This window comes from Modestobacter sp. Leaf380 (assembly GCF_001424485.1).
Lineage (GTDB): Bacteria > Actinomycetota > Actinomycetes > Mycobacteriales > Geodermatophilaceae > Klenkia.
Window position 1 is genome coordinate 46,603 of record NZ_LMQC01000025.1, and the last position, 24,844, is coordinate 71,446.

Annotated in this window: 19 protein-coding genes; 6 read left to right on the top strand and 13 right to left on the bottom strand. The window is 73.9% G+C overall.

All coding sequences use genetic code 11. The features are described from left to right. Positions 1-147 precede the first annotated feature (147 nt). Positions 148-2,661 carry an ATP-dependent Clp protease ATP-binding subunit gene (locus ASG41_RS22150; RefSeq protein WP_056301220.1) on the bottom strand — a complete coding sequence of 838 codons (2,514 nt, stop codon included), beginning with the start codon at positions 2,659-2,661 and terminating at the stop codon, positions 148-150. Positions 2,662-2,862: 201 nt separating this feature from the next. Between ASG41_RS22150 and ASG41_RS22155 the strand changes: the two genes are divergently transcribed. After that, entirely contained in the window at positions 2,863-3,774 is a 912-nt protein-coding gene (locus tag ASG41_RS22155; protein ID WP_056300913.1) for a heme A synthase, read from the top strand. 288 nt (positions 3,775-4,062) lie between these two features. Here the strand turns inward: ASG41_RS22155 and ASG41_RS22160 are convergent, their stop codons facing one another. After that, entirely contained in the window at positions 4,063-4,980 is a 918-nt protein-coding gene (locus tag ASG41_RS22160) for a heme o synthase (RefSeq protein WP_056300916.1), read from the bottom strand. A 346-nt stretch (positions 4,981-5,326) separates the two neighbouring features. On the opposite strand from ASG41_RS22160, the gene tkt reads away from it, so the two are divergent. The 5 genes from tkt (at position 5,327) to pgl (ending at position 12,288) form a co-directional block, all read left to right on the top strand. Continuing rightward, positions 5,327-7,540, top strand: coding sequence for a transketolase (gene tkt, locus ASG41_RS22165; protein ID WP_056300919.1), 2,214 nt, complete (start codon positions 5,327-5,329; stop codon positions 7,538-7,540). A gap of 76 nt (positions 7,541-7,616) precedes the next feature. After that, on the top strand, positions 7,617-8,720 hold the full coding sequence (tal, locus tag ASG41_RS22170; RefSeq protein WP_056300922.1) for a transaldolase: 1,104 nt from the start codon (positions 7,617-7,619) through the stop codon (positions 8,718-8,720). A 76-nt stretch (positions 8,721-8,796) separates the two neighbouring features. Then, entirely contained in the window at positions 8,797-10,314 is a 1,518-nt protein-coding gene (zwf, locus tag ASG41_RS22175) for a glucose-6-phosphate dehydrogenase (RefSeq protein WP_056300932.1), read from the top strand. A 31-nt stretch (positions 10,315-10,345) separates the two neighbouring features. Further along, positions 10,346-11,485, top strand: a complete 1,140-nt coding sequence (locus tag ASG41_RS22180; protein WP_082557240.1) for a glucose-6-phosphate dehydrogenase assembly protein OpcA — start codon at positions 10,346-10,348, stop codon at positions 11,483-11,485. Beyond that, on the top strand, positions 11,482-12,288 hold the full coding sequence (gene pgl, locus ASG41_RS22185) for a 6-phosphogluconolactonase (protein WP_082557241.1): 807 nt from the start codon (positions 11,482-11,484) through the stop codon (positions 12,286-12,288). Before ASG41_RS22180 ends, pgl begins: the two co-directional genes overlap by 4 nt. A 53-nt stretch (positions 12,289-12,341) precedes the next feature. Here pgl and ASG41_RS22190 read toward each other — a convergent pair whose 3' ends face one another. The 11 genes from ASG41_RS22190 to ASG41_RS22240 form a co-directional block, all read right to left on the bottom strand. Next, positions 12,342-12,683 carry an RNA polymerase-binding protein RbpA gene (locus ASG41_RS22190; RefSeq protein ID WP_082557242.1) on the bottom strand — a complete coding sequence of 114 codons (342 nt, stop codon included), beginning with the start codon at positions 12,681-12,683 and terminating at the stop codon, positions 12,342-12,344. A gap of 196 nt (positions 12,684-12,879) precedes the next feature. Continuing rightward, on the bottom strand, positions 12,880-13,119 hold the full coding sequence (gene secG, locus ASG41_RS22195; RefSeq protein ID WP_235565013.1) for a preprotein translocase subunit SecG: 240 nt from the start codon (positions 13,117-13,119) through the stop codon (positions 12,880-12,882). A 138-nt stretch (positions 13,120-13,257) separates the two neighbouring features. Further along, a complete protein-coding gene (locus ASG41_RS22200; RefSeq protein ID WP_235565014.1) occupies positions 13,258-15,105 on the bottom strand; it encodes an ABC transporter substrate-binding protein in 1,848 nt (615 codons plus the stop codon). A 46-nt stretch (positions 15,106-15,151) separates the two neighbouring features. Then, positions 15,152-15,961: a triose-phosphate isomerase gene (tpiA, locus tag ASG41_RS22205; RefSeq protein ID WP_056300938.1), complete on the bottom strand. Its 810-nt coding sequence runs from the start codon at positions 15,959-15,961 to the stop codon at positions 15,152-15,154. After that, positions 15,961-17,172: a phosphoglycerate kinase gene (pgk, locus tag ASG41_RS22210; RefSeq protein ID WP_056301235.1), complete on the bottom strand. Its 1,212-nt coding sequence runs from the start codon at positions 17,170-17,172 to the stop codon at positions 15,961-15,963. The genes tpiA and pgk overlap by 1 nt, the downstream gene beginning before the upstream one ends. Positions 17,173-17,183: 11 nt before the next feature. After that, positions 17,184-18,185, bottom strand: coding sequence for a type I glyceraldehyde-3-phosphate dehydrogenase (gene gap / locus ASG41_RS22215; protein ID WP_056300941.1), 1,002 nt, complete (start codon positions 18,183-18,185; stop codon positions 17,184-17,186). A 237-nt stretch (positions 18,186-18,422) separates the two neighbouring features. Next, complete coding sequence (gene whiA / locus ASG41_RS22220; protein ID WP_056300945.1) at positions 18,423-19,403, bottom strand: DNA-binding protein WhiA; 981 nt, start codon at positions 19,401-19,403, stop codon at positions 18,423-18,425. A gap of 157 nt (positions 19,404-19,560) precedes the next feature. Next, complete coding sequence (gene yvcK / locus ASG41_RS22225; protein ID WP_056301238.1) at positions 19,561-20,565, bottom strand: uridine diphosphate-N-acetylglucosamine-binding protein YvcK; 1,005 nt, start codon at positions 20,563-20,565, stop codon at positions 19,561-19,563. Positions 20,566-20,730: 165 nt separating this feature from the next. Beyond that, positions 20,731-21,681 (bottom strand): RNase adapter RapZ, encoded by a 951-nt coding sequence (gene rapZ, locus ASG41_RS22230; RefSeq protein WP_056300948.1) that lies wholly within the window; start codon positions 21,679-21,681, stop codon positions 20,731-20,733. Next, a complete protein-coding gene (uvrC, locus tag ASG41_RS22235) occupies positions 21,678-23,798 on the bottom strand; it encodes an excinuclease ABC subunit UvrC (RefSeq protein WP_082557243.1) in 2,121 nt (706 codons plus the stop codon). The genes rapZ and uvrC overlap by 4 nt, the downstream gene beginning before the upstream one ends. Before the next feature lie 50 nt (positions 23,799-23,848). Beyond that, positions 23,849-24,796: an alpha/beta fold hydrolase gene (locus ASG41_RS22240; RefSeq protein ID WP_082557244.1), complete on the bottom strand. Its 948-nt coding sequence runs from the start codon at positions 24,794-24,796 to the stop codon at positions 23,849-23,851. Positions 24,797-24,844 lie beyond the last annotated feature (48 nt).

Genomic DNA, 24,844 nt, shown 5'->3' on the forward strand with positions numbered 1-24,844 from the left:
ACTGCGCCGCAGTGGATTCCACAACACGAGTGTGCGCTATTTCGCGGGGCTCGCAAGCAAGGTCGCCCTAACCCGAACGCGCCGGTCACGGGCGCGGGGAGGGGCCCCGGTGGACCCCTCCCCGCGCTCGTGGCACCCGGTGCCAGGTCAGACGGTCGCCGGCTCCCCGACGGTGAACCGCAGCTCGCCGTCGACGACGTCGACACGCAGCCGCTGCCCCTTGCCCAGGTCGCCGCTCAGGACCATCCGGGACAGCGGGTTGTCCACCGACCGCTGGATGGCCCGGCGCAGCGGCCGGGCACCGAACGCCGGCTCGTGGCCCCGCTGCGCCAGCCAGGTCACCGCCTCGGGGCTGAACTCCACCCCGATGTCCTGCGCGCTGAGCCGCCGACGGGTCTCCTCCAGCAACAGGTCGGTGATCCGCTCCAGCTGGTCGGCCTCCAGCTGCCGGAAGACGACGATCTCGTCGATCCGGTTGAGGAACTCGGGCCGGAAGGACTCCCGCAGCCGCCGCATGACGGCGTCCCGGACGTCGTTGCCCGACCCGTCGGAGGAGGTGAAGCCCAGCGGCCCGCGGGCGGCGTTGACGATCGCCTCCGAGCCCAGGTTCGACGTCATCACCACGACGGTGTTGGCGAAGGACACCGTGCGACCGCGGGAGTCGGTCAGCCGACCGTCGTCCAGCAGTTGCAGGAGCGTGTTGAACACGTCCGGGTGCGCCTTCTCCACCTCGTCGAGCAGCACCACCGAGTAGGGGTTGCGGCGGACCGCCTCGGTCAGCTGACCGGCGTCCTCGTAGCCGACGTAGCCGGGGGGCGAGCCGACCAGCCGACTGACCGTGTGCCGCTCGGAGTACTCGCTCATGTCCAGCCGGACCATCTTGTCCTGGTCACCGAACAGCGCCTCGGCCAGCGCGCGGGCCAGCTCGGTCTTGCCGACGCCGGTCGGGCCCAGGAAGAGGAAGCTGCCGATCGGCCGGTCCGGGTCGCCGAGACCCGCCCGCGAGCGGCGGATCGCCTCGGAGACGACCTCGACGGCCTCGTCCTGACCGACCACCCGGGCGTGCAGCACGTCCTCCAGCCGCAGCAGGCGGTCACGCTCCTCCTCGGTCAGCTGGGCCACCGGGATGCCGGTGGACCGGGACACGACCTCGGCGATCTCGGCCACCCCCACCTCGGGGATGCCCGCCTCACCGCCGGTGCGGGCCTGGCTCAGCCGCTGCTGCGCCGCGGCCAGCTCGTCGCGCAGGCTGGAGGCGGTCTCGTAGTGCTCGGCGGCGACGGCCTGGTCCTTCTCCCGGCCCAGCCGCTCCACCTCCTGCTCCAGGGAGCGCAGGTCGGTGGTCGGCGTCTTGACCCGCAGCCTCACCCGGGCGCCGGCCTGGTCGATCAGGTCGATGGCCTTGTCGGGCAGGAAGCGGTCGGCCACGTAGCGGTCGGACAGCTCGGCCGCGGCCACCACCGCCTCGTCGGTGAACCGCACCTGGTGGTGGGCCTCGTAGCGGTCCCGCAGGCCGCGCAGGATCTCGATGGTGTCCAGCACGCTGGGCTCGGGCACCAGGATCGGCTGGAAGCGCCGCTCCAGGGCCGGGTCCTGCTCGATGCTGGTCCGGTACTCGTCCAGCGTCGTCGCGCCGATGACGTGCAGCTCGCCACGGGCCAGCGCCGGCTTGAGCATGTTGCCCGCCCCGGCCGAGCCCTCCGAGCCCCCGGCGTCGACCACGGTGTGCAGCTCGTCGACGAAGACCAGCACCTCGGCGCTGTTGTCCCGGATCTCGTCGATCACCTTCTTCAGGCGCTCCTCGAAGTCGCCGCGGTAGCGGGTGCCGGCGACCAGACCGGTGAGGTCCAGCTCCACCAGCCGCCGGCCGCGCAGCTGCTCGGGGACGTCACCGGAGACGATCGCGGCGGCGATGCCCTCCACGATCGCGGTCTTGCCGACGCCGGCCTCACCGATCAGCACCGGGTTGTTCTTGGTGCGGCGGGACAACACCTCGATGGTCTGCTCGATCTCCGAGGCCCGGCCGATGACCGGGTCGATCTTCCCGTCGCGGGCCATCGCCGTGAGGTCCCGGCCGTACTCGTCCAGCGTCGGCGTGCTCGAGGGCGGCTGCTCCGCGCTGCCGCCGCCCCCGCCCCCGACCGGGACGCCGGCCGCGGCCCGCTGCAACGCCTCGGGCGTCACCCGGGAGACGGACAGGAAGCGGCCCGCCCCGGACTCCGGGTTCAGCGCCAGGGCGAAGAGCAGGTGCTCGGGCCCGATGTAGGTCGAACCGCTGGCCCGGGACACCTGGTGGGCGTCCAGCAGGGCCCGCTTGGCCGCGGGGGTCAGCACCGGCGGCTGCTCGGTGGCCTCACCGCGGCGCAGCGCCGCCTCCAGCTGACCGGCCAGCTGCCCCGGGTCCGCACCGGCACGGGAGAGCAGGCCCCGGGTGGGCTCGTGGCCGGCGAGCGCCCAGAGCAGGTGCTCGGCGTCCAGGTCCCGGCTGCCCCAGGCCGCGGCCTGGTGGGCAGCCGCGCCGACCACCTGGCGGGCCTGGTCGGACAGCAGCGCGGTGATGTCCACCCGCTGCATGCCCCGGCGGGCGCCCGAGCCGAGGAAGGCGGCGAAGAAGTCGTCGAAGGGGCTCCTGCCGGAGCCGGAGTCGAAGGGGTCGGTCACGGTGGTCACTCCTGGGGGTCGTCCTGCGCCGACTCCGCCCCGCCGGGTCTCGGCGGGGGGCCGTGCGCCGCGGGGGCCGGTCCGGGGCCGTCGCCCCGGGTGCCCTGCGCTGCCGGACACAGCGCTCACGCAGGGGGTGACCTTCCCCGCTTCGCCACCGGCGAACACGGCCTGCCCCCGACGGCCACCTACGCTGGGTCCGTGCCGGTCTCCTCTGCCGTCGTCAGCCGCGTCGCGCTCGCCAACGTCGTCGCCAACGGGCTCATCGTGGTCACCGGGGGCGCCGTCCGGCTCACCGGATCCGGCCTCGGCTGCCCGACCTGGCCCGAGTGCACCGACGGCTCCATCGCCCCGACCCCCGAGCTCGCCGGCCACGGCCTGATCGAGTTCGGCAACCGGCTGCTGACCTTCGTCGTCGCCGTCATCGCCATCGCGACCGTCGTCGTGGTGTGGCGCTCGGCCCGGCGCGAGCTGCGGAGGTGGGCGGTGGCCAGCTTCCTGGGCATCCCCGCGCAGGCCCTGCTCGGCGGGGTCACCGTGCTCACCGGGCTGAACCCGTGGACGGTGGCCGCGCACTTCCTGCTGTCCATGGTCCTGGTGGCCGTGGCGACCACGCTGTGGCTGCGGTCCCGGGAACCGGGCGTGGGCCAGCTGCTGGTCCGGCGTCCCATCGCACTGCTGGTCACCGGCATCGCCGCCACGGTCGCCGCGGTCCAGGTGTTCGGCACCGTCGTCACCGGTTCCGGTCCGCACAGCGGTGACCCCGACGCCGGCCGCACCGGCCTGGACGCCGAGCTGGTCAGCCAGCTGCACGCCGACGTCGTCTTCCTGCTGATCGGGCTCACCGTCGCGCTGCTGGTCGCGCTGTACGCCACCGACTCCCCCGGTCGGGTCCGCCGGGCCGCCCGCGACCTGCTGGTGGTCGAGCTGGCCCAGGGCGTCATCGGCTACGTGCAGTACTTCACCGACCTGCCCGTCGTGCTGGTGCTCCTCCACATGGCCGGCGCCGTGCTCATCTCGGCCTACACCGCCCGGCTGCTGTGGGCCGTCCGCGGGCCGGCGTCCGAACTGCCGGTCGACGCGCCCGCCGAGCCGTTCGCCGCCGCGCGCTGACCCACGGGGCCGCGCGCCCCACCGAGTGACTCCTGAGGGGGCGCCGACACCCGTCGGACGCCCCCTCAGCCGTCGGTCGGCAGATCGCCGGGCCCGCCCCCGGGTCTCGTGCGGCGAGTGACACGTGAGCGTGGACCACCGGCCGACGGGTCCACGCCCAGCTGTCACTCGACGGCCGGACCCGGGTGCCTCCTGCCGGGTGCGGCAGCGGTCCGAGCCCGTCCTGTCGTCGGCCGCGCCACGAGGTGCGCGGGGAGACGTGCGGGAGGGTGCAGGGCGACCGTGAGGTCAGAGCAGGACGTCGACGGCCAGCGCGATGGACAGCAGGGTCATGTGCGTGATCGACACCGAGAACAGCCGCATCGGGCGGTCCGGGCCGCCGGCCCGGATCCGGTTGAGCCAGGCGTGGGACTCGGCCACGAACCACAGGCCCAGCGCGACGAGGGCGACCAGCGTGATGACGCCCAGGCCCGGGGTCACCCACACCAGGGGCAGCGAGACGGCCAACGTGGCCCACGCCCACACGACCGAGTGGCGGCCCACGGTCACCGCCCCGTCGGTCACCGTGAGCATCGGGACGCCGGCGCGGAAGTAGTCGTAGCGGTAGCGGCTGGCCAGCGCGTAGAAGTGCGGCATCTGCCAGCAGAAGACGATCGCGAAGAAGACGACGGCCGGCCAGTCCAGCGAGCCGGTGACCGCGGCCCAGCCGATGAGCACCGGGGCGGCGCCGGGGAAGCCCCCGACGACGGTGTTGTGCTTGGTCCGGCGCTTGAGGACCATCGTGTAGAGCACCGAGTAGGCCAGCACGGCCCCGGCGGTGAGCGCGGTGGCCAGCGGCGTGGTGAACACGCCCAGCACCACCAGGGACACCCAGGCCAGCAGCACCCCGAAGGTCAGCGCCGCGCGCGGGCTGATCACCCCGCTGGGGATGGGCCGGCTGCGGGTGCGCGACATCAGGCGGTCGATGTCGCGGTCGTACCAGCAGTTGATCGTGTTGGCCGCGCCCGCGGCCAGCATCCCGCCCACCAGCGTGGCGACGACGAGACCCGTGCCCGGCCAGCCGCGGTCGGCCAGCATCATCGCCGGCAGCGTGGTGACCAGCAGCAGCTCGACCAGCTTGGGCTTGGTCAGCGAGACGTAGGCACCGACGAGGGCCAGCGGCGACGTCCGGAGCGCGGTGGTGCGGCGCTCGGCGACGGCCGTCACCGGGAGACCCCGGACGCGGGGCGCCCGCAGACGCTCGGTCGGCAGGTCAGCACGGGAGGATCCAACCACTTCGGCCGGGGGCGGGGGTTCACCCCATGGTAGCCCGGGAACACCTCGGGAACACCCCGCTACCACTAGGCTCGACACGTTGATGCTGCGTGCGCAGCGGGTAGGGCCCAGGTCGGCGACGATGCCGACGACGACGCCGCCCTCCTCCCCGACGACGGGGCGGGCGGGCGCGGGGAGACCACCCGCCGACCACGCACCGTCGTCCGCCCGGAGCGGCGGCACCACCGACGCCTCCGGACGGTCCGACGCACGACCGACCCCGAGGAGCACGAGCCAGATGGCAGACAAGAGCACCGAGTCCGAGGCACCGGCAGAGGCCGCCTCCGACAGCCCCACGGGGTCCCCCGCGCAGCCGAACCCCACGCTGCCCGAGGGCTTCACCGACCTGGACCGCAGGGCCATCGACACCGCCCGGGTGCTCGCCATGGACGCCGTGCAGAAGACCGGCAACGGCCACCCCGGCACCGCGATGAGCCTGGCCCCGCTGGCCTACCTGCTCTTCCAGAAGCACATCGCACACGACCCGTCGGAGCCGAACTGGGTCGCCCGCGACCGCTTCGTGCTCTCCCCCGGGCACACCGCGCTGACGCTGTACACCCAGCTCTACTTCTCCGGCTACGGCCTGGAGCTCGACGACCTGAAGGCGCTGCGCACCTGGGGCTCGAAGACCCCGGGCCACCCCGAGGTCGGCCACACCACCGGCGTCGAGACGACCACGGGCCCGCTGGGCCAGGGCGTCGGCAACGCGGTCGGCATGGCCATGGCCGCCCGCCGCGAGCGCGGCATCTGGGACCCGACGACCGATCCCTCCGCCGAGAGCCTGTTCGACCACACCGTCTGGGCCATCGCCTCCGACGGTGACATGGAGGAGGGCATCTCCGGCGAGGCGTCCTCGCTGGCCGGCACGCAGCAGCTGGGCAACCTCGTCGTGGTCTACGACGACAACAAGATCTCGATCGAGGACGACACCACCGTCGCCTTCACCGAGGACGTCGGCATGCGCTACGAGGCCTACGGCTGGCACGTGCAGCACGTCGCCGACGGCGAGGACCTGGCCGCGCTGGACGCCGCGCTCACCGCCGCGAAGGCCGAGACCGGCCGTCCCTCGCTCATCGTCATGCGCACGGTGCTGGCCTGGCCCGCGCCGAACAAGCAGAACACCGGCGCCGCGCACGGCTCGGCACTCGGGGACGACGAGGTCGCCGCGACCAAGCGGATCCTCGGCTTCGACCCGGAGCAGACCTTCGAGGTCTCCGACGAGGTCATCGCGCACACCCGCCGCGTCATCGAGCGCGGGCAGGCCGCACGTGCGCAGTGGCAGCCCCGCTTCGACGCCTGGCGATCGGCCAACGCCGACCAGGCCGCGCTCTTCGACCGGATGACGACCCGCACCCTCCCCGAGGGCTGGGCCGACGCGCTGCCGACCTTCGACGCCGACCCCAAGGGCATGGCGACCCGCAAGGCCTCCGGTGCCGTGCTGGCCGCGATCTACCCGGCGCTGCCCGAGCTGTGGGGCGGGTCGGCCGACCTGGCCGAGTCCAACAACACCGCCGTGGAGGGCGAGCCCTCGTTCCTGCCCTCGGTGCACCAGACCAAGATGTGGAGCGGTGGCCCCTACGGCCGCACGCTGCACTTCGGCATCCGCGAGCACGCCATGGGCTCGATCATGAACGGCATCGCGCTGCACGGCGGCACCCGCGTCTACGGCGGCACGTTCCTGACGTTCTCGGACTACATGCGACCCGCCGTCCGGCTCGCCGCGCTCATGCAGCTGCCGGTCACCTACGTCTGGACGCACGACTCCATCGGCCTGGGCGAGGACGGCCCGACGCACCAGCCGATCGAGCACCTGGCCGCGCTGCGGGCGATCATCGGCCTGGACGTCGTCCGCCCGGCGGACGCCAATGAGACCGCCGTCGCCTGGCGCACGATCCTCGAGCACGACGACCGGCCCGCCGGCATCATCCTGTCCCGGCAGAACCTGCCGATCGTGGACCGCTCGGAGTTCGGCTCGGCCGAGGGCACCGCCAAGGGCGCCTACGTGCTGGCCGAGGCCAGCTCGGGCACCCCCGAGGTGATCCTGATGAGCACCGGGTCCGAGGTGCAGATCGCCGTCGCCGCCCGTGAGCAGCTGGAGGCCGCGGGCACCCCGACCCGGGTCGTGTCCATCCCGTGCCAGGAGTGGTTCGCCGAGCAGGACCAGTCCTACCGCGACGAGGTCTTCCCGCCGTCCGTCCGGGCCCGGGTCAGCATCGAGGCCGCGATCGCCATGGGCTGGCGCGAGTTCGTCGGCGACGCCGGCCGGATCATCGCCCTGGACCACTACGGCGCCAGCGCGCCGTACACGAAGCTCTACGAGGAGTTCGGCCTCACCGCGGAGGCCGTCGTGGCGGCAGCCCGCGAGAGCATCCAGGCAGCTGCCGGCAACCCCGGCCCGGCGTCGGGTTCCGACGTCGTCGGCGGCCTGCACACCCGCACCGCCGACCAGTAGGCCGCACCCCACCACCCGTGAGTCAGCGGCGGGCCCCCGCGCGGGGGCCCGCCCGACCGGAGAGAAGGCACACCCCATGACCCAGAACGAGAACCTGGCGAGCCTGTCCGAGGCCGGCGTCGCCGTGTGGCTGGACGACCTGTCCCGCGACCGGATCCGCAGCGGCAACCTGCAGCAGCTCGTCGACGAGCACTCCGTCGTCGGCGTCACCACGAACCCCTCGATCTTCGCCGCCGCCATCAGCGGCTCGGAGTCCTACGACGACCAGCTGCACGCCATGGCCGTCCGCGGGGTCAGCGTCGAGGAGGCGCTGCGCACCATCACCGCCGCCGACGTCCGCGACGCCTGCGACCTGCTCGCCCCGGTCGCCCAGCGCACCGGCCGCGACGGCCGCGTCTCCCTCGAGGTCGCCCCCGGGCTGGCCCACGAGACCGACGCCACCGCCGCCGAGGCCGCCCACCTGTGGTGGCTGGTCGACCGGCCGAACCTGTTCATCAAGATCCCGGCCACCGTCGAGGGCCTGCCGGCCATCACCGAGACGATCGCCAACGGGATCAGCGTCAACGTCACGCTGATCTTCAGCCTGGACCGCTACAAGGCCGTCATGGAGGCCTACCTGGCCGGCCTGGAGAAGCGCGCCGAGGACCCCGAGGCGTCCTTCGAGGGCATCGAGAGCGTCGCGTCCTTCTTCGTGTCCCGGGTGGACACCGAGATCGACAAGCGCCTGGACGACGCCGGTGCCGACGCCTCCCTCAAGGGCAAGGCCGGCGTCGCCAACGCGCAGCTGGCCTACCAGGCCTACGAGGAGGTGTTCTCCTCCGACCGGTGGAAGGCGCTCGAGGCGCGCGGGGCGAGCAAGCAGCGCCCGCTGTGGGCCTCGACCGGGGTCAAGAACCCCGACTACAGCGACACGCTGTACCTCTCCGAGCTCGCCGCCCCCGACACGGTGAACACCATGCCGGAGAAGACGATGCAGGCCTTCGCCGACCACGGTCAGGTGGGCCGCCCGGTCACCGGGACCTACACCGACGCCGCCGCGGTGCTGCAGTCGGTCACCGACGCCGGCATCGACCTCGACGACGTCTTCCGCGTCCTGGAGGACGAGGCCGTGCAGAAGTTCAACGACGCCTGGGACGAGCTCACCACCTCCGTCCAGGAGCAGCTGCAGGACAAGAAGTAGGACCCGGAGGGGCCGACGCACCGCCGCGTCGGCCCCTCGCCTGCACCGCCCCCACACCGTCACACCCGAGGGACAGATGACCACCAACCCGTTGCGTGACCCGAGGGACCGGCGGTTGCCCCGGGTCCCGGAACCCTGCGCCCTGGTCGTCTTCGGCATCACCGGAGACCTGGCCCGCAAGAAGCTGCTGCCGGCGGTCTACGACCTCGCCAACCGCGGCCTGCTCCCCACCAACTTCGCGCTGCTGGGCTTCGCCCGCCGCGACTGGGACGACGTCGACTTCGCCGAGCTGTCCCGCTCGGCCGCCCAGGAGCACGCCCGCACCCCGTGGCGCGAGGAGGTCTGGGAGCGGCTGGCCAACTCGGTCCGGTTCATCCAGGGCTCCTTCGACGACGACGTGGCCTTCGACGAGCTGGCCAGCACCCTCGGCGAGCTCGAGGGCAGCCACGGCATCGGCGGCAACGCCGCGTTCTACCTCTCCATCCCGCCCAGCCTGTTCCCCGTCGTGCTCAAGCAGATGGAGCGCACGGGCATGGCCACGAGCACCCCTGAGCGCTGGCGCCGGGTGGTCGTGGAGAAGCCGTTCGGCACCGACCTGCCCTCCAGCCGGGAGCTCAACCAGCTCGTCGACTCGGTCTTCACCGCCGACGACGTCTTCCGCATCGACCACTACCTGGGCAAGGAGACGGTGCAGAACCTGCTGGCCCTGCGCTTCGCCAACACCCTCTTCGAGCCGGTCTGGAACGGCGCGCACGTCGACTCCGTGCAGATCACCATGGCCGAGGACGTCGGCATCGGGGGCCGGGCCGAGTTCTACGAGCGCACCGGCGCCGCCCGCGACGTGCTGCAGAACCACCTGCTGCAGCTGCTGGCCCTCACCGCCATGGAGGAGCCGGTCGAGTTCTCCGCCGAAGAGATCCGCACCGAGAAGCTCAAGGTGCTGCGGGCCATCTCGGTGCCCAAGGACATGGCGCGCTTCGCCGTCCGCGGGCAGTACGAGCAGGGCTGGCTGGCCGGCCAGCGGGCCACCGGCTACCGCCAGGAGAAGGGCGTCAGCGAGGACTCGACCACCGAGACCTACGCCGCCGTCCGCCTCGGCGTCGAGACCCGCCGCTGGGCCGGGGTGCCGTTCTACCTGCGCACCGGCAAGCGCCTCCCCCGCCGGGTCACCGAGATCGCGCTGAGCTTCCAGCGCGCCCCGCACCTGCCCTTCGCGCCCACCGACACCGAGGAGCTGGGCCACAACCAGCTCGTCATCCGGGTGCAGCCCGACGAGGGCGTGACGCTGAAGTTCGGCTCGAAGGTGCCCGGCAGCGTGATGGAGGTCCGCGACGTGTCGATGGACTTCCTCTACGGCGAGCAGTTCACCGAGGCCTCCCCGGAGGCCTACGAGCGGCTGCTGCTGGACGTGCTGCTCGGTGACGCCACGCTCTTCCCGCGCAACGCCGAGGTCGAGGCCTCCTGGGCCGTCATCGACCCGTTGGAGGAGTACTGGGCCGACACCACCCCGTTCTCCTACCGCGCCGGCGAGTGGGGCCCGCGGGCCGCCGAGGAGATGCTGGCCTCCGAGGGCCGCGCCTGGCGGCGACCGTGACCCCCACCGCCCCCTGCCTGGAGACCAGCTCATGAGCACCCTGTGGGACACCAACGGCTCGGCCATCGTCAAGGAGCTCGCTGCCCAGCGCCGCACCGGCGGCGCGGTGATGAGCGGGGTCGCCCTGACCCTGGTGGTCATCGCCGACGAGGACCGGGTCATCGAGGCCGAGGCGGCCGCCGCGGCCGCCGCCGAGGTGCACCCGTGCCGGCTGCTGGTCGTCGTGCGCCGCCAGGTCGCCGCGCCGTCCCCCCGGCTGGACGCCGAGGTGCTCATCGGCGGGCGCCTGGGCCCCGGTGAGGCCGTGGTCATGCGCATGTACGGCCGGCTGGGCCTGCACGCCGAGTCCGTCGTCCTGCCGCTGCTGGCCGCCGACGCCCCCGTCGTCACCTGGTGGCACGCGGCACCGCCGGACCGGATCGAGACCGACGCCCTGGGCGTCATCGCCGGCCGTCGGGTCACCGACAGCGCGATGGCCGAGGACGCCCTGGCCGCGCTGCGAGCCCGGGCCGAGGACTTCACGCCCGGGGACACCGACCTGGCCTGGACCCGCAGCACCCCGTGGCGCTCCGCGCTGGCCTCCACCCTGGACGCCGTCGTGGGCCGCCGGGGCGACGCCGTGCAGGTGCTCGGCGGCCACCTGGTCGGCGACCCGGAGAACCCGACCGCGCAGCTGGTGGCCGGCTGGCTGAGCTCGCGCTGCGGTTGCGCCGTGGACATCGAGCCCGGCCCCCGCAGGACCGGGTCCAAGGGCATCGACACCATCGTGCTGCGGCTGGACCGCGACGAGGAGGTGCGGCTGCAGGACGACCGCAAGGGCGGCGTCGTCATCAGCCAGCCCTTCCGGCCGGACTCCACGGTGGCCCTGCCCAAGCGCAGTCTCGGCGAGCTCCTGGGTGAGGAGATGCGCCGGCTGGACACCGACGAGCCCTACCGCGAGGCACTCGAGGCGGCCACCGGCGTCACCGGCCTGGCCGACCGCCCGGCCACCCGGGAGCACCGGTGGTTCGACCCGATGCGGCCGGCCGGTCCGCCCGCCCCGCAGGTGCCCGACGACTCCACCGAGGACGACGAGGTCGCCCAGACCGGCACCACCGGCGACGACGACGGCGGCGACGACTCCCCGTCGGACGTCCCGGCCCCGGACGACACGGCGCAGGCGCAGTCGTGAGCCAGGAGTCCCCCGGCGAGCAGGTCGACGACGCCCTGGAGGCAGCCGGCCTGCCCACGCCCGACGTGGTCGTCGAGCCCGACGCCGACCGGCTGGCGCGTGCGGTCGCCTCGGCCCTGGTGGCCCGCTTGGCCGCCGCCCAGGCCGTGCACGGCAGCGCCTCGGTGGTGCTGACCGGTGGCGGCATCGGCACCGCGGTGCTCCGCGAGGTGGCCGCCCTGGCCGTCGAGCCCGAGGCCTCGGTCGTCGACTGGACGGCGGTCGACGTCTGGTGGGGCGACGAGCGCTGGGTGCCCGCCGACGACGACGAGCGCAACGAGAAGGGCGCCCGGGCGGCGCTGCTGGACGTCGTCGGGGTGCCTGCCGGGCGGGTGCACGCCATCCCGGCCTCCGACGCGGGCTTCGCCGAGCCGGAGGAGGCCGCTGCGGCCTACGCCGACGAGCTGGCCGCGTCCGGTGACGGCGGGCCGCCCCGTATCGACGTGCTGATGCTGGGCATGGGGCCTGAGGGCCACGTGGCCTCGATCTTCCCCGACTCCCCCGCGGCCACCGACAGCCGGACCGTCGTCGCCGTGCGGGACTGCCCGAAGCCGCCGCCGACCCGGGTCAGCCTGGGCTTCGCGGCGATCAACGCGGCCGAGGAGGTCTGGCTGCTGGTCTCCGGTGAGGGCAAGGCCGAGGCCGTCGGGCGTGCGCTCACCGGTGGTCTGAGCGGCGTGGAGCTCCCCGCGGCCGGGGTGCACGGCACCCGGGCCACCCGCTGGCTGCTGGACGCCGACGCCGCCTCCCAGCTGCCCCGCTGACACAGCACCGGCCCGGCACCCCCGAGGGGTGCCGGGCCGGTGGCGTCCGCGGCTCAGGCGCCGCGGCGGGCCCGGAGCCGGGTGAGCGCCTCCTCGAGGAGGGCGTCGCCGTCGGCGTCCGAGCGGCGTTCCCGCACGTAGGCCAGGTGCGTCTTGTAGGGCTCGTTGCGGGGGGCCGGCGGCGGGTTCGCCTCGTCCTGTCCGGCGGGGAGCCCACAGCGCGGGCAGTCCCAGGTCTCGGGGACCTCGACGTCGCACGCGAACGCGATGCGGGTGTCGTGCTTGTTCGCGCACCAGAAGACGACCCGGGTGCGTGGCGCGGACTCACCCCGCTCCGACTCGCCCATCGGACCCGCCCCGACCCGGCTGCCCCGGATCGCGTTTCCACCAGCCACGAACGCCCCCTGCCATCGAACCCGACACCGGACGGCGACCCCCGAGACCACCGTTGGGCCGCAGTCTAGGGCTCTCAGGCGACGCTCAGGTCACCGTCCGGTCACTGTTCCCGCTGGTCAGACGCGTGGTGTGCGACCGGATGGCAGGCGATGGGACGGATCCGTGCCGTTTCTGCAGGTGGGGCGGGTGGTGCACTCAGACCTTGAGCAGGATGCCCAGCGCGACGATGCAGACGGTCCACACGGCGCCGGTGAAGACGGTCAGCCGGTTGAGGTTCTTCTCCACCACGGAGGACCCCGACAGCGACGACGACGCGGCGCCACCGAACATCGAGGAGAGGCCGCCGCCCTTGCCGCGGTGCAGCAGGATCAGCACGATCAGCAGCAGGCTGGTGAGGGTGAGCAGCACGTTGAGCACGATCTCGATCACGGTCATCTCCTGTCCCGTTGCGCACGGGGTCCGTCTGTCACCCCGGGGTCGGGCGGGGAGTCGGGCTCGGGTCCGTCGGACGCCGGGCCACTCGACTCGTCAGCCTAACGGACGTCCGGCCCGCTCCCCTGCCGGCCGACGCGGTCAGTCGTCGCCGACGCCCACCGTCGCCACGTCGTATCCGCCGAAGGGCTGCATGACGACCCCGTTGCGCAGCCGCTGACCGGCCAGCAGCTGCACCCGGTTCTCCGCCAGCGGCACGTAGGCGGCGGTGGCCTGCGCGAGCTGCGCGACCTGACGCCAGGCATCGAGGGCGGCAGCCGGGTCCGGCGCCGCGACCGCGGCGTCGATGGCGGCGTTGACCCCGGGGTCGTCGAGCAGCGCGTAGTTGGCGTTGCCGGCGGTGGTCTGGATCGCCCGGCCGTCGACCAGCGGGCGCAGGAACGACGCCGGGGTCGGGAAGTCCGCACCGTAGATGGCCAGCACCAGGCCGTAGCCGGCGCCGCTGACCGCCGCGGGCAGCCCGATGCCGGTGGAGTAGTAGGTCGTCGGGTCCAGCGGGGCCAGGGTGACCACGATGCCGACCTCGGCGAGCGCGGTGACCAGGGAGTCGGCGACCGCCAGGCTCATCGGCACGTCGGCCACGGCCATCGTCACCGGGAAGCCGTCGGGCTGTCCGCACGCTGCCAGCGCGGTCCGGGCGGCGTCGGGGTCGGCGGCCGGGTCGGGGTCCTCCGGAGCGCCGGCGAGCACCCGGGGCCACAGCTGGGAGGTGCGGACGGCGCCACCGGACCCACCCAGCGCCTCCTGCACCGCGACCCGGTCGACGGCGGCGGCCACCGCTGCCCGGCAGGACGGGTCGGTCATCGGCGCCACCGTCGTCGGCATCGACAGGACCCGGATGGAGCCCGTGGTCAGGTCGTCGACCCGGTCGGTGAGCCCGTCGTCCCCCGTGCCGTCGCCGAACCGGGTGGTGGTCGCCTCCTGCACCCCGCTGCCGGACAGGTCTGCGTCCGCGGACCCGGCCAGCAGGGCCTGGTCCCGCTCGAGGCCGGTCATCCCGGTGCGCACCACGACCTGGTCGGGCAGGGCCGTGCGCACCGGGTCGCTGGCCTGGTCCCAGGCCGCGTTGCGGTCCAGCACGATGCCGGTCTGGGCGTCCACCGAGGTGAGGGCGTAGGGACCCGACGACACCGGGTCGTTGCCGTAGTCGGCCCCGGTGTCGGCCTCGATCGGCACCGGGCTGGAGGACGGCAGCGCCAGCACGAACGGGAAGTCCGGGTAGGGCCGGGACAGCGTGAAGACGATCGTGGCGTCGTCGGGGGTGGCGATGGAGGCCAGTCCCAGCTTGTCCGGCGTCTCGTCCTGGTAGGGGCCGGCGTACTGGCTGGTCGGGTCCAGCAGGTCCAGCACGTCGTTGGGTCCCCCGCTGACCACGTCCACGGCGAAGGACCGCTCGATGCCGTACTTGAGGTCGCGGCTGGTGATCGGCCGGCCGGTCTCGAAGGTGCTGCCCGGACGCAGGGTGAACGTCCAGGTCACCCCGCCGTCGGGGCTGCTGCCCAGGTCGGTGGCCAGGTCCGGGACCAGCTCGTCGGTGCGGCCGGGTTCGGAGGAGTACGTGACCAGGGTGCGGACGTAGAGCCGCATCAGGTTCCACACGCCCGGCACGTAGGAACGCTGGGGGTCCAGGCTGTCGACCTGGCTGGTCACCAGACGCAGCGTGCCGCCGCGCTCGTCGGAGGGTGCCCGGACCCCGTCGAGCCCGCCGTCGGCGGCCCCGCTCTGGGTGGGCACCGCCGCGTCCGGCTCACCGTCGGCGCTGCACCCGGCGACCAGGGCCAGCAGCAGCAGGACCGCGACCACCAGCCGGCCCGGCGCCGCACGACGACGGGGCGCCGCACCGGGGGTCCCGGTGCGACGCCCCGTCGGGGTGCCGTCCGACAGCCCCGTCCCGGGGCTGCGGTGCGTGCTGGTGGTGCGGGCTCTCACGGGTGACTCGGTCCTCCGGGTGGCTGGCCGGCCACCCGGCGACGGGTCAGCGGCTCTCGGCTGCGGTGCGGCAGATCGAGGAGAACTCGTCGGCGTCCAGGCTCGCGCCACCGACCAGTGCCCCGTCGACGTCCGGTCCGGCGAGGATGCCGGCGGTGTTGCCCGCCTTCACCGAACCCCCGTAGAGGATACGGACGACGTCCGCCGTCTCCCGGCCATGACGCTCGGCGAGCCGGGCCCGGATGGCCCCGCACACCTCCTGCGCGTCGTCGGGGGTCGCGACCTCGCCGGTGCCGATGGCCCACACGGGCTCGTAGGCGATGACGATGCCGGCGACCGTGGCCGCGTCCAGGCCCTCGAGCGCGGCGTCGACCTGGGCGGTGGTGTGCGGGACGTGCTCGCCGGCCTTGCGGACGTCGAGCCCCTCCCCCACGCACAGGATCGGCACCAGGCCGTGGTCCAGCGCCTTGCGGACCTTGCTCGCCACGACCTCGTCGGTCTCGGCGTGCAGGGCCCGGCGCTCGGAGTGCCCGACCACGACGTAGGTGCAGCCCAGCGCGGCCAGCTGGGAACCGCTGACCTCGCCGGTGTAGGCACCCGAGTCCTGGGTGGACAGGTCCTGGGCGCCGAAGCCGATCTCCAGCTTGTCGCCCTGCACGAGCGTCTGCACGCTGCGCAGCGCCGTGAACGGCGGGACGACGACGACCTCGGCGGCCTCGAGCTCGGGCTCCTTCAACGTGAAGGCGACCTTCTGCACCAGGCCGATGGCCTCCAGGTGGGTCAGGTGCATCTTCCAGTTGCCGGCGATGAGCGGGCGGCGCCCCTCGTAGACCTTCCCGGCTTTGGTGCGGGCCATCAGGCGCCCGCCCCGTCGGCCAGGACGGCCAGGCCCGGGAGCTCCCGGCCCTCCAGGAACTCCAGCGAGGCCCCGCCACCGGTGCTGATGTGGCCGTAGGACTCCTCGTCCAGACCCAGCTGCCGGACCGCGGCGGCGGAGTCGCCACCACCGACCACCGACAGCCCGTCGACGCCGGCGACCGCGGTCGCCACGCCCCGGGTGCCCGCGGTGAAGGGCGCCAGCTCGAACACGCCCATCGGGCCGTTCCAGAACACGGTGTGCGCGTCGGCCAGGTGGCCGGCGAACAGCTCGACGGTGCGGGGGCCCACGTCCAGGCCCTTGAGCCCGTCCGGGATGCCCTCCACGAGCGCCACCTTCACCTGGGCGTCGGCGACGAGCGCCTCGGCACAGACGACGTCGACCGGGAGCACGATCTTGTCCCCGGCGGACTCCAGCAGGCGCTTGCAGGTGTCGACCTGGTCGGCCTCCAGCAGCGAGTCGCCCACCCCGTGGCCCTGGGCGGCCAGGAAGGTGAAGCACATGCCGCCACCGACCAGGAGCTTGTCCACCTTGGGCAGCATGGCCTCGATGACGGCCAGCTTGTCGCTGACCTTGGACCCACCGAGCACCACGACGTAGGGGCGCTGCGGCTCCTCGGTCAGGCGGGTCAGCACCTCCAGCTCGCGGGCGACCAGCCGACCGGCCGCGTGCGGGAGCCGGGTCGCCACGTCGTACACCGACGCGTGCTTGCGGTGCACGGCGCCGAAGGCGTCGTCCACGTACAGCTCGGCCAGCGCGGCGAACCGGTCGGCCAGGGCACCCCGGGCGTCGTCGTCCTTGCTGGTCTCGCCCGCCTCGAAGCGGACGTTCTCCAGCAGGCAGACGTCACCGTCGGTCAGGGCCGCCGCAGCGGCCTCGGCGCCGGGACCGGCGGTGTCGGCCGCCAGCGGGACCGGGACGCCGAGCAGCTCGGAGAGCCGGGCCGCGACCGGCGCCAGGGAGTACCGGGGGTCCGGTGCGCCCTTCGGCCGGCCCAGGTGCGCCGCGACGACGACGCGGGCGCCGGCGTCGCGGAGCGCCTGCAGCGTGGGCAGGCTGGCCTGGATCCGACCGTCGTCGGTGATGACCGGGTCGCCCGTGGAGTCGTCGAGGGGGACGTTGAGGTCGGCGCGCAGGAAGACGCGCTTGCCCCGGACGCCCTCGGCGATCAACTCGTCGACGGTGCGCATGGGTGCGCCCATCAGAGCTTCGAGCCCACCAGCGCGGTCAGGTCCACGAGGCGGTTGGAGTAGCCCCACTCGTTGTCGTACCAGCCGACGACCTTGACCTGGTTGCCGAAGACCTTGGTCAGGCCCGAGTCGTAGATGCACGAGGCCGGGTCGGTGACGATGTCCGAGGACACGATCGGGGCGTCGGTGTAGACCAGGTACGGGGCCAGCGGGCCGTCGGCCGCGGCCTTGTAGGCGGCGTTGACCTCCTCGACGGTGACCTCGCGGGACAGCGTGACGGTGAGGTCGGTGGCCGAGCCGGTCGGGACCGGGACGCGCAGCGCGTAGCCGTCGAGCTTGCCCTTGAGCTCCGGGAGGACCAGGCCGATGGCCTTGGCCGCACCGGTGGAGGTCGGGACGATGTTCAGCGCGGCGGCGCGGGCGCGACGCAGGTCCTTGTGCGGGCCGTCCTGCAGGTTCTGGTCGGCGGTGTAGGCGTGGATCGTGGTCATCAGGCCACGCTCGATGCCGAAGGAGTCGTTGAGCACCTTGGCCAGCGGGGCCAGGCAGTTCGTGGTGCACGAGGCGTTGCTGATGATCGTCTGCGAGCCGTCGTACAGCTCGTGGTTCGCGCCCATGACGATGGTGATGTCGTCGTCGGTGGCGGGCGCGGAGATGATGACCTTCTTGGCGCCGGCCTCGACGTGCTTGCGCGCGTCGGCGGCCTTGGTGAAGAAGCCGGTGGACTCGATGACGACGTCCACGCCCAGGTCGCCCCAGGGCAGGTTGGCCGGGTCGCGCTCGGCCAGGGCCGTGATGGTCTTGCCACCGACGACGATGCCGTCGGCGGTCGAGGAGACCTCCTCGGGGAACTTGCCCAGGACCGAGTCGTACTTGAGCAGGTGCGCCAGCACGTCGTTGCTGGTCAGGTCGTTGACCGCCACGATCTCGACGTCCTGACCACTGGCTGCGACCGCCCGGTAGAAGTTGCGGCCGATCCGGCCGAAACCGTTGATGCCCACACGTACCGTCACTGCGACCTCCGAGGTGTCGATGACGAGTCCTCTGCGGACTCGACGGGGTGCTCTCGCGGGAGGCCGCGCGGGAGTGCGGCCTCGCTCACCGACGACCCTAGCGGGACCTGCCGACACCGCAGTGCGGCACCGCCCCACCGCAGGTCAGCGGGCCGGTGGACGTCCGAGACGTCTCCTGGGCCGGGGCCGCCGGGAGGTCACCCGCCGGCCACCGGCCGTCCATCGTGGGACGCGCGCTCAGGGACCGATCATGTCGTCGGTGACGACGGACTCGGTGTCCGGGATGCCGAGGTCCTTGGCCCGCTTGTCCGCCATCGCCAGCAGGCGGCGGATGCGGCCCGCGACGGCGTCCTTGGTCATCGGGGGGTCGGCCCGCTGGCCCAGCTCCTCCAGCGAGGCCTGGCCGTGCTCCAGCCGCAGCCGCCCGGCGACCAGCAGGTGCTCGGGGGCGTCGTCGGCCAGGATCTCCAGCGCGCGCTCCACCCGGGCGCTCGCGGCGACCGCGGCCCGCGCCGAGCGGCGCAGGTTGGCGTCGTCGAAGTTCGCCAGCCGGTTGGCCGTCGCCCGGACCTCGCGGCGCATCCGCCGCTCCTCCCAGGCCAGCACGGTCTCGTGCGCGCCCATCCGGGTCAGCAGCGCGCTGATCGCGTCGCCGTCCCGCACGACGACGCGGTCGGCCCCGCGGACCTCACGGGCCTTGGCGGCGATCCCCAGCCGGCGGGCGGCCCCCACCAGGGCCATGGCCGCCTCGGGACCGGGGCAGGTGACCTCCAGGGAGGACGAGCGGCCGGGCTCGGTGAGCGAGCCGTGCGCCAGGAAGGCCCCACGCCACGCTGCCTCGGCGTCGTTCAGACCACCGGAGACGACCGCCGGCGGCAGTCCGCGGACCGGACGCCCCCGCTGGTCCACCAGGCCGGTCTGCCGCGCCAGGCCCTCGCCGTGCTTGGCGATCCGCACCAGGTAGCGCACCCCGCGACGGATGTTGCCGCCGGCGAGCACGCTCACGCCGCTGGTGTAGCCGTAGACCTCGCTGATGTCGCGCCGCAGGCGGCGGGCCACCGACCCGGTGTCGAGCTCGGCCTCGATGACCACCCGTCCGCCCACGATGTGCAGGCCGCCGGAGAACCGCAGCAGCGCGGTGACCTCGGCCTTGCGCTCGGAGGTCTTCGTGCACTCCACCCGTGAGAGCTCGTCCTTGACCATCGCCGTCATCGCCATGTGCGACCCCTCTCCCCCTCGACCGCGGTCCCGTGCGTCCGGTGCACCCGGTGCGGTCGCACCCGGTCCCCGTCCAGCGAGCTCGTGCACACCGGTCCCCGGTGCCGCGCCGTCCCCCGATCCTGCCGCACGGGCCCGGAGGCCGCGTCGTCCGCCGTCACCGCGCCCCGGTACCGGCCGCGACGACCGAGGCGAACGCCTCGGACAACCGTGCCGGGTCGTGACGCGGCGCACCGTCCGGTGCGGCCACGGGTGTCAGGACCAGGTCGGCCCCGCACTCCCGTACTGCCGACAGCAGACCACGGCGGTCAACAACCGCGTCCGCATCGGCGATGACCGTGTGCAACGGCACGCCGTCCAGATGGGCCTGCAGGACCCGCAGGTGCTGCTCCGGGGAGAACCCGTCGGTCTCGCCGGCCTGGGGTTCCAGGTTCAGCACGACCACCACCCGGGCCCGGCTGGCCGCCAGCGCGGCCTTCAGGCGTGGCACCAGCAGGTGTGGCAGGACCGAGGTGTACCAGGACCCGGGTCCCAGGCTGACCACGTCGGCCCGGCCGATGGCCGCCACCACGTCCGGGTGCACCGGCGGGTCTGCGGGGGTGACCCGGATGGACCGCACCCGGTCCGGGCTCGAGGCGATGGCGACCTGGCCGCGGATGTGCCGGGAGCGCTGCGGGTCGTCGGGGTCGACGCTGTCGACGATCGCCACCAGGTCCAGCGGGACGTCGGCCATCGGCAGCACGCGGCCCCGGGCGCCCAGCAGCTGGCACAGGGTGTCCAGCGCCCGGACCGTGTCGCCGCCGTGCAGCTCCACCAGGCCGGTGAGCACCAGGTTGCCCACCGGGTGCCCGGCCAGCACGCCGGATCCACCCAGCCGGTGCTGGAGCAGCGAGGTCAGCTCCCGGGTGTGCGGGTCCTCGCCGGCCAGCGCCGCCAGCGCCATCCGCAGGTCCCCGGGCGGCAGCACCGGCATCTCCCGCCGGATCCGGCCAGAGGAGCCGCCGTCGTCGGCCACGGTCACCACGGCCGTCAGCTCACCGGCGACCGGCAGCCAGCCGGCCAGCGTGCTGGCCAGGCCGTGCCCGCCACCCAGGGCGACCACGGAGGGGCCGGCCGGGGCGGTGGCCGCGTGCCGGGAGCCGGTGCCGGGCGTCGCCGCCACCGGGGCGGGGGCACCCGCGTGCGCTGTGCCGGAGGGACGGGCGCGGCGGGCCTCGGCCCGGGTCAGCGCACGCGGCCGCTCAGGCCACCCCGGCGCTGTCGCGTCACCCTCGGCACCCGACCGGTCGACCGGCTCGGCGTCGTCCCCGGACCCGTGCCGGGGCACCTACTCCCGCCCCAGGTCGCGGTGCCGTGCGGCGGCGGTGACGCCCTCGCCGGACAGCCGGCGGGCGAACTCCTCGGCCATCGCCACGGAGCGGTGCTTGCCGCCGGTGCAGCCCACCGCCAGCGTCAGGTAGCGCTTGCCCTCGCGCTGGTAGCCGGGCACCAGCAGCCGGAGCACCTGCATGTAGCGCTCCAGGAAGTCCCCGGCGTCGGCCGAGCCCAGCACGTGGTCCCGGACCGGGGCGTCCCGGCCGGTGAGCGGGCGCAGCTCGGGGATCCAGTGCGGGTTGGGCAGGAAGCGGGCGTCGACGACCAGGTCCGCGTCCAGCGGCAGGCCGTACTTGAAGCCGAAGCTCAGCACGGTGGCGGTCAGCTCGGGAGCGGCGCCGTCCCGGACGAAGGCGGCCTCCAGGGTGGCCCGGAGCTGGTGCACGTTGAGGTCGGAGGTGTCCACCCAGAGGTCGGCGTCCCCGGCGATCCCGGTCAGCAGCGCGCGCTCGGCGGCGATCCCGTCGGACAGCCGCCCGGAGCCCTGGAGCGGGTGCTCGCGGCGGTTGGACTCGTAGCGCCGGACCAGCACCTCGTCGCGGGCGTGCACGTAGACCACCCGCGGGCGGTGCCCGGCATCGGTGAGCGCGCGGATGGACTCGGTGAGGTCGCTGGAGAACGCCCGGCTGCGGACGTCGACCACGGCGGCGAACCGGCGGACGTCCCCCCGCGAGCCCAGCTCCACCATGGGCGCCAGCAGGGCCGGTGGCAGGTTGTCCACGACGAAGAAGCCGAGGTCCTCGAGCACCCGGCCGGCCGAGTTCTTGCCCGCCCCGGACAGCCCGGTGACGACGACGACCTCGAGCGGGGCCGGCTCGGCGTCCGCCGGGACGGCCGGCTCCTGCGCGGCGGGGTCGAGCGGGTCGGCGGGCGTTGCGTCGGCGGGCGGTGCAGGGTGCGTCACGGGGCGGCTCCGGCGGTCTGCGGCGTGCTCTGCGGGGTGTCCGGCGGGCTGGTGGTCCCGGCGGTGGCCGGGTCATCATCCCGGTCGGGGAAGACGTCGGGGTCACCGCCGTCGGCGGCGAGCCCGGCCGCGGTGTCCTCGAGGGCGCCAGCGTCCACCGGGACGTCGGCCGCGGGACCCGGTGCCGGGGCGTCCGGCGCCGGGGCGTCCGGGTCCGCGACGGCGGCCAGCACGGCCTCCGCCGTCCGGCGGCCGATGCCCGGCACCGCGGTGAGCTGCTCGACGCTGGCCGCGCGCAGCCGCTTGAGCGAGCCGAACTCCTTCATCAGCGCCTTGCGCCGGGTGTCCCCCAGCCCGGGGACGTCGTCCAGCAGCGAGGTGAGCATGCCGACCGACCGCTTCTGCCGGTGGTAGGTGATCGCGAAGCGGTGCGCCTCGTCGCGGACCCGCTGCAGCAGGTACAGCGCCTCCGAGGTGCGCGGCAGGATGACCGGGTCGGGGTCGTCGGGCAACCAGACCTCCTCCATCCGCTTGGCCAGGCCGCAGACGGCGACGTCGGTGACGCCGAGCTCGGACATGGCGCGCGCGGCGGCGGCGACCTGCGGCTGGCCACCGTCGACGACCAGCAGGTTCGGCGGGTAGGCGAACCGGCGGGCCCGGCCCTCCTCGGCGGCGACGCCCTGCTCGTCCTTGCGGTCGGCCTCGTCCTTGAGGTGCCGGGCGAAGCGGCGGCGGACGACCTCGGCCATGGCGGCGGTGTCGTCGGTGCCCTGGGCGACCTGGAAGCGCCGGTAGTCCGACTTCTTGGCCAGCCCGTCCTCGAAGACGACCATGCTGGCCACGACGTTGGTGCCCTGCACGTGGCTGACGTCCATGCACTCGATGCGCAGCGGCGCCTCGGGCAGGTCCAGGGCCTCCTGGATCTCCGACAGCGCCATGGACCGGGCCGTGAGGTCCCCGGCGCGCTTCACCCGGTGCCGGGCGAAGGCCTCCTTGGCGTTGCGCTCGACGGTCTCCATGAGCGCCCGCTTGTCCCCGCGCTGGGGCACCCGCAACGACACCCGGGAGCCGCGCAGCTCGCTGAGCAGCTCGGCGTAGACGTCGGCCTCGGCGGGCAGCTCGGGGACCAGCACCTCGCGCGGCACGGCCTCCCCCGCCTCGCCGACACCGGTCTGCTCGTCGACGCCGCCGTAGACCTGGAGCAGGAACTGCTCGACCAGCTGGCCGGTGCCGACGTCCTCGACCTTGTCGATGATCCAGCCGCGCTGGCCGCGGACCCGCCCGCCGCGGACGTGAAAGACCTGCACTGCTGCCTCCAGCTCGTCCTGGGCGAAGGCGACGACGTCGGCGTCGGTCCCGTCGCCCAGCACGACGGCCTGCTTCTCCAGGGCGCGGCGCAGCGCACCGAGGTCGTCGCGCAGGCGCGCGGCGCGCTCGTACTCCATCTCCTCGGCGGCCGAGGCCATCTGCTTCTCCAGGCGGCGGGTGATCTGCTCGGTCCGCCCGCCCATGAAGTCGCAGAAGTCGTCGACGATGTCGCGGTGCTCCTCGGCGGAGACCTTGCCGACGCAGGGGGCGGCGCACTTGCCGATGTAGCCCAGCAGGCAGGGCCGGCCGATCTGGCCGTGCCGCTTGAAGACGCCGTTGGAGCAGGTCCGCGCCGGGAAGACCCGGGTCAGCGTGTCGAGGGTCTCCCGGATGGCCCAGGCGTGCGCGTAGGGGCCGAAGTAGCGGACGCCCTTGCGCTTGGGGCCGCGCATCACCTGCAGCCGCGGGAACTCCTCGTTGAGGGTCACGGCCAGCGAGGGGTAGCTCTTGTCGTCCCGGTAGCGGACGTTGAACCGGGGGTCGTACTCCTTGATCCAGTTGTACTCGAGCTGCAGCGCCTCGACCTCGGTGCCGACGACGGTCCACTCGACGCTGGCGGCGGTGGTCACCATCTGACGGGTGCGCGGGTGGAGCCCGGCGATGTCGGCGAAGTAGCTGTTCAGCCGCTGGCGGAGGCTCTTGGCCTTGCCGACGTAGATGACGCGGCTGTTCGGGTCCCGGAACTTGTAGACCCCCGGGGACTCCGGGATGCTGCCGACCGCGGGGCGGTACGTGGAGGGGTCGGGCATGCCTCCACAGTAGGTCGCGGGTCCGACACTCCTCCCGCCCCGCGGACCCCTCAGCCGGCGGTGCGGGCGTCCAGCCAGGTCAGCAGGTCGGCGACGACGTCGTCCCGGTTGGTCTCGTTGAAGACCTCGTGCCGGGCGTCGGGGTAGACGTGCTGCTCGACCGGCAGGCCGCGCCCGGTGAGGCGGTCGGCCAGGGCGGTGACCTGGCCGCTGTCCTCGCCCCCGACGGGGTCCCGGGACCCGGACAGCAGCAGCACGGGCAGCCCGTCGGGCAGCTGCGCCAGGCCCTCGGTGCCCGGGCCGGTGACCGCGGCGCCGAAGACCCCGGCGGCGTAGGCGTACGTCAGCGGCACCTCGTCGCCGGCCAGCGGGTCGGCGATGTAGGCGTCGACCTCGGCCTCGTCGCGGGACAGCCAGTCGAAGGGGGTGCGGGCCGGCTCGAAGGGCACGTTGAACGCCCCGAGCGCGTCCAGGGCCTGGTCCCCCATGCCGGCGGCGACGGCGGCCTCCAGCCCGGTGACCTGGTCGGCCAGCTGGGGTGCGACGCCGACCGGCCCGGACAGCGCGAGGCCGGCCAGGCCGGCGCCGTCCCGCTCGGCGGAGACCAGCGCGATGATCGAGCCCATCGAGTGGCCCAGAAGCAGCCGCGGCACCCCGGGCTGCTCGTCGTGGGCGAGGAGCTGCAGGGCGAGGACGTCGTCCAGGACGGACTGGACCCCTGCGCCGCCGCCGAACCGGCCCACCCCGGTGGACTCCGCGGTGTGGCCGTGCCCGCGCAGGTCCATCGCGTAGACGGCGTAGCCCCGCCCTGCCAGGGCGGTGCCCAGCCGCTCGTAGCGCCCGCTGTGCTCGGAGGCGCCGTGCACGACCTGCAGGGTGGCCCGGACGTCACCGGTGGGCAGCCACCGGCGGTAGCGGACCCGGGTGCCGTCGCCGCCCTGCAGGGCGGGCAGCTCGCTGGGCGTCGGCGGTGCGGCGGGGTCGGGCGAGGAGGTCATGGTCGAGGGGTACCGGCGCGGGGACCGGTGCGCAACCGGTCCCCGCGC

Excerpts from the sequence above, each read along its gene's own strand:
- tkt (WP_056300919.1), top strand. The coding sequence starts at position 5,327 with ATGGCAGACAAGAGCACCGAGTCCGAGGCACCGGCAGAGGCCGCCTCC.
- tal (WP_056300922.1), top strand. The coding sequence starts at position 7,617 with ATGACCCAGAACGAGAACCTGGCGAGCCTGTCCGAGGCCGGCGTCGCC.
- zwf (WP_056300932.1), top strand. The coding sequence starts at position 8,797 with ATGACCACCAACCCGTTGCGTGACCCGAGGGACCGGCGGTTGCCCCGG.
- ASG41_RS22180 (WP_082557240.1), top strand. The coding sequence starts at position 10,346 with ATGAGCACCCTGTGGGACACCAACGGCTCGGCCATCGTCAAGGAGCTC.
- secG (WP_235565013.1), bottom strand. The coding sequence starts at position 13,119 with ATGACCGTGATCGAGATCGTGCTCAACGTGCTGCTCACCCTCACCAGC.
- tpiA (WP_056300938.1), bottom strand. The coding sequence starts at position 15,961 with ATGGCCCGCACCAAAGCCGGGAAGGTCTACGAGGGGCGCCGCCCGCTC.
- pgk (WP_056301235.1), bottom strand. The coding sequence starts at position 17,172 with ATGCGCACCGTCGACGAGTTGATCGCCGAGGGCGTCCGGGGCAAGCGC.
- whiA (WP_056300945.1), bottom strand. The coding sequence starts at position 19,403 with ATGGCGATGACGGCGATGGTCAAGGACGAGCTCTCACGGGTGGAGTGC.
- uvrC (WP_082557243.1), bottom strand. The coding sequence starts at position 23,798 with ATGCCCGACCCCTCCACGTACCGCCCCGCGGTCGGCAGCATCCCGGAG.
- ASG41_RS22240 (WP_082557244.1), bottom strand. The coding sequence starts at position 24,796 with ATGACCTCCTCGCCCGACCCCGCCGCACCGCCGACGCCCAGCGAGCTG.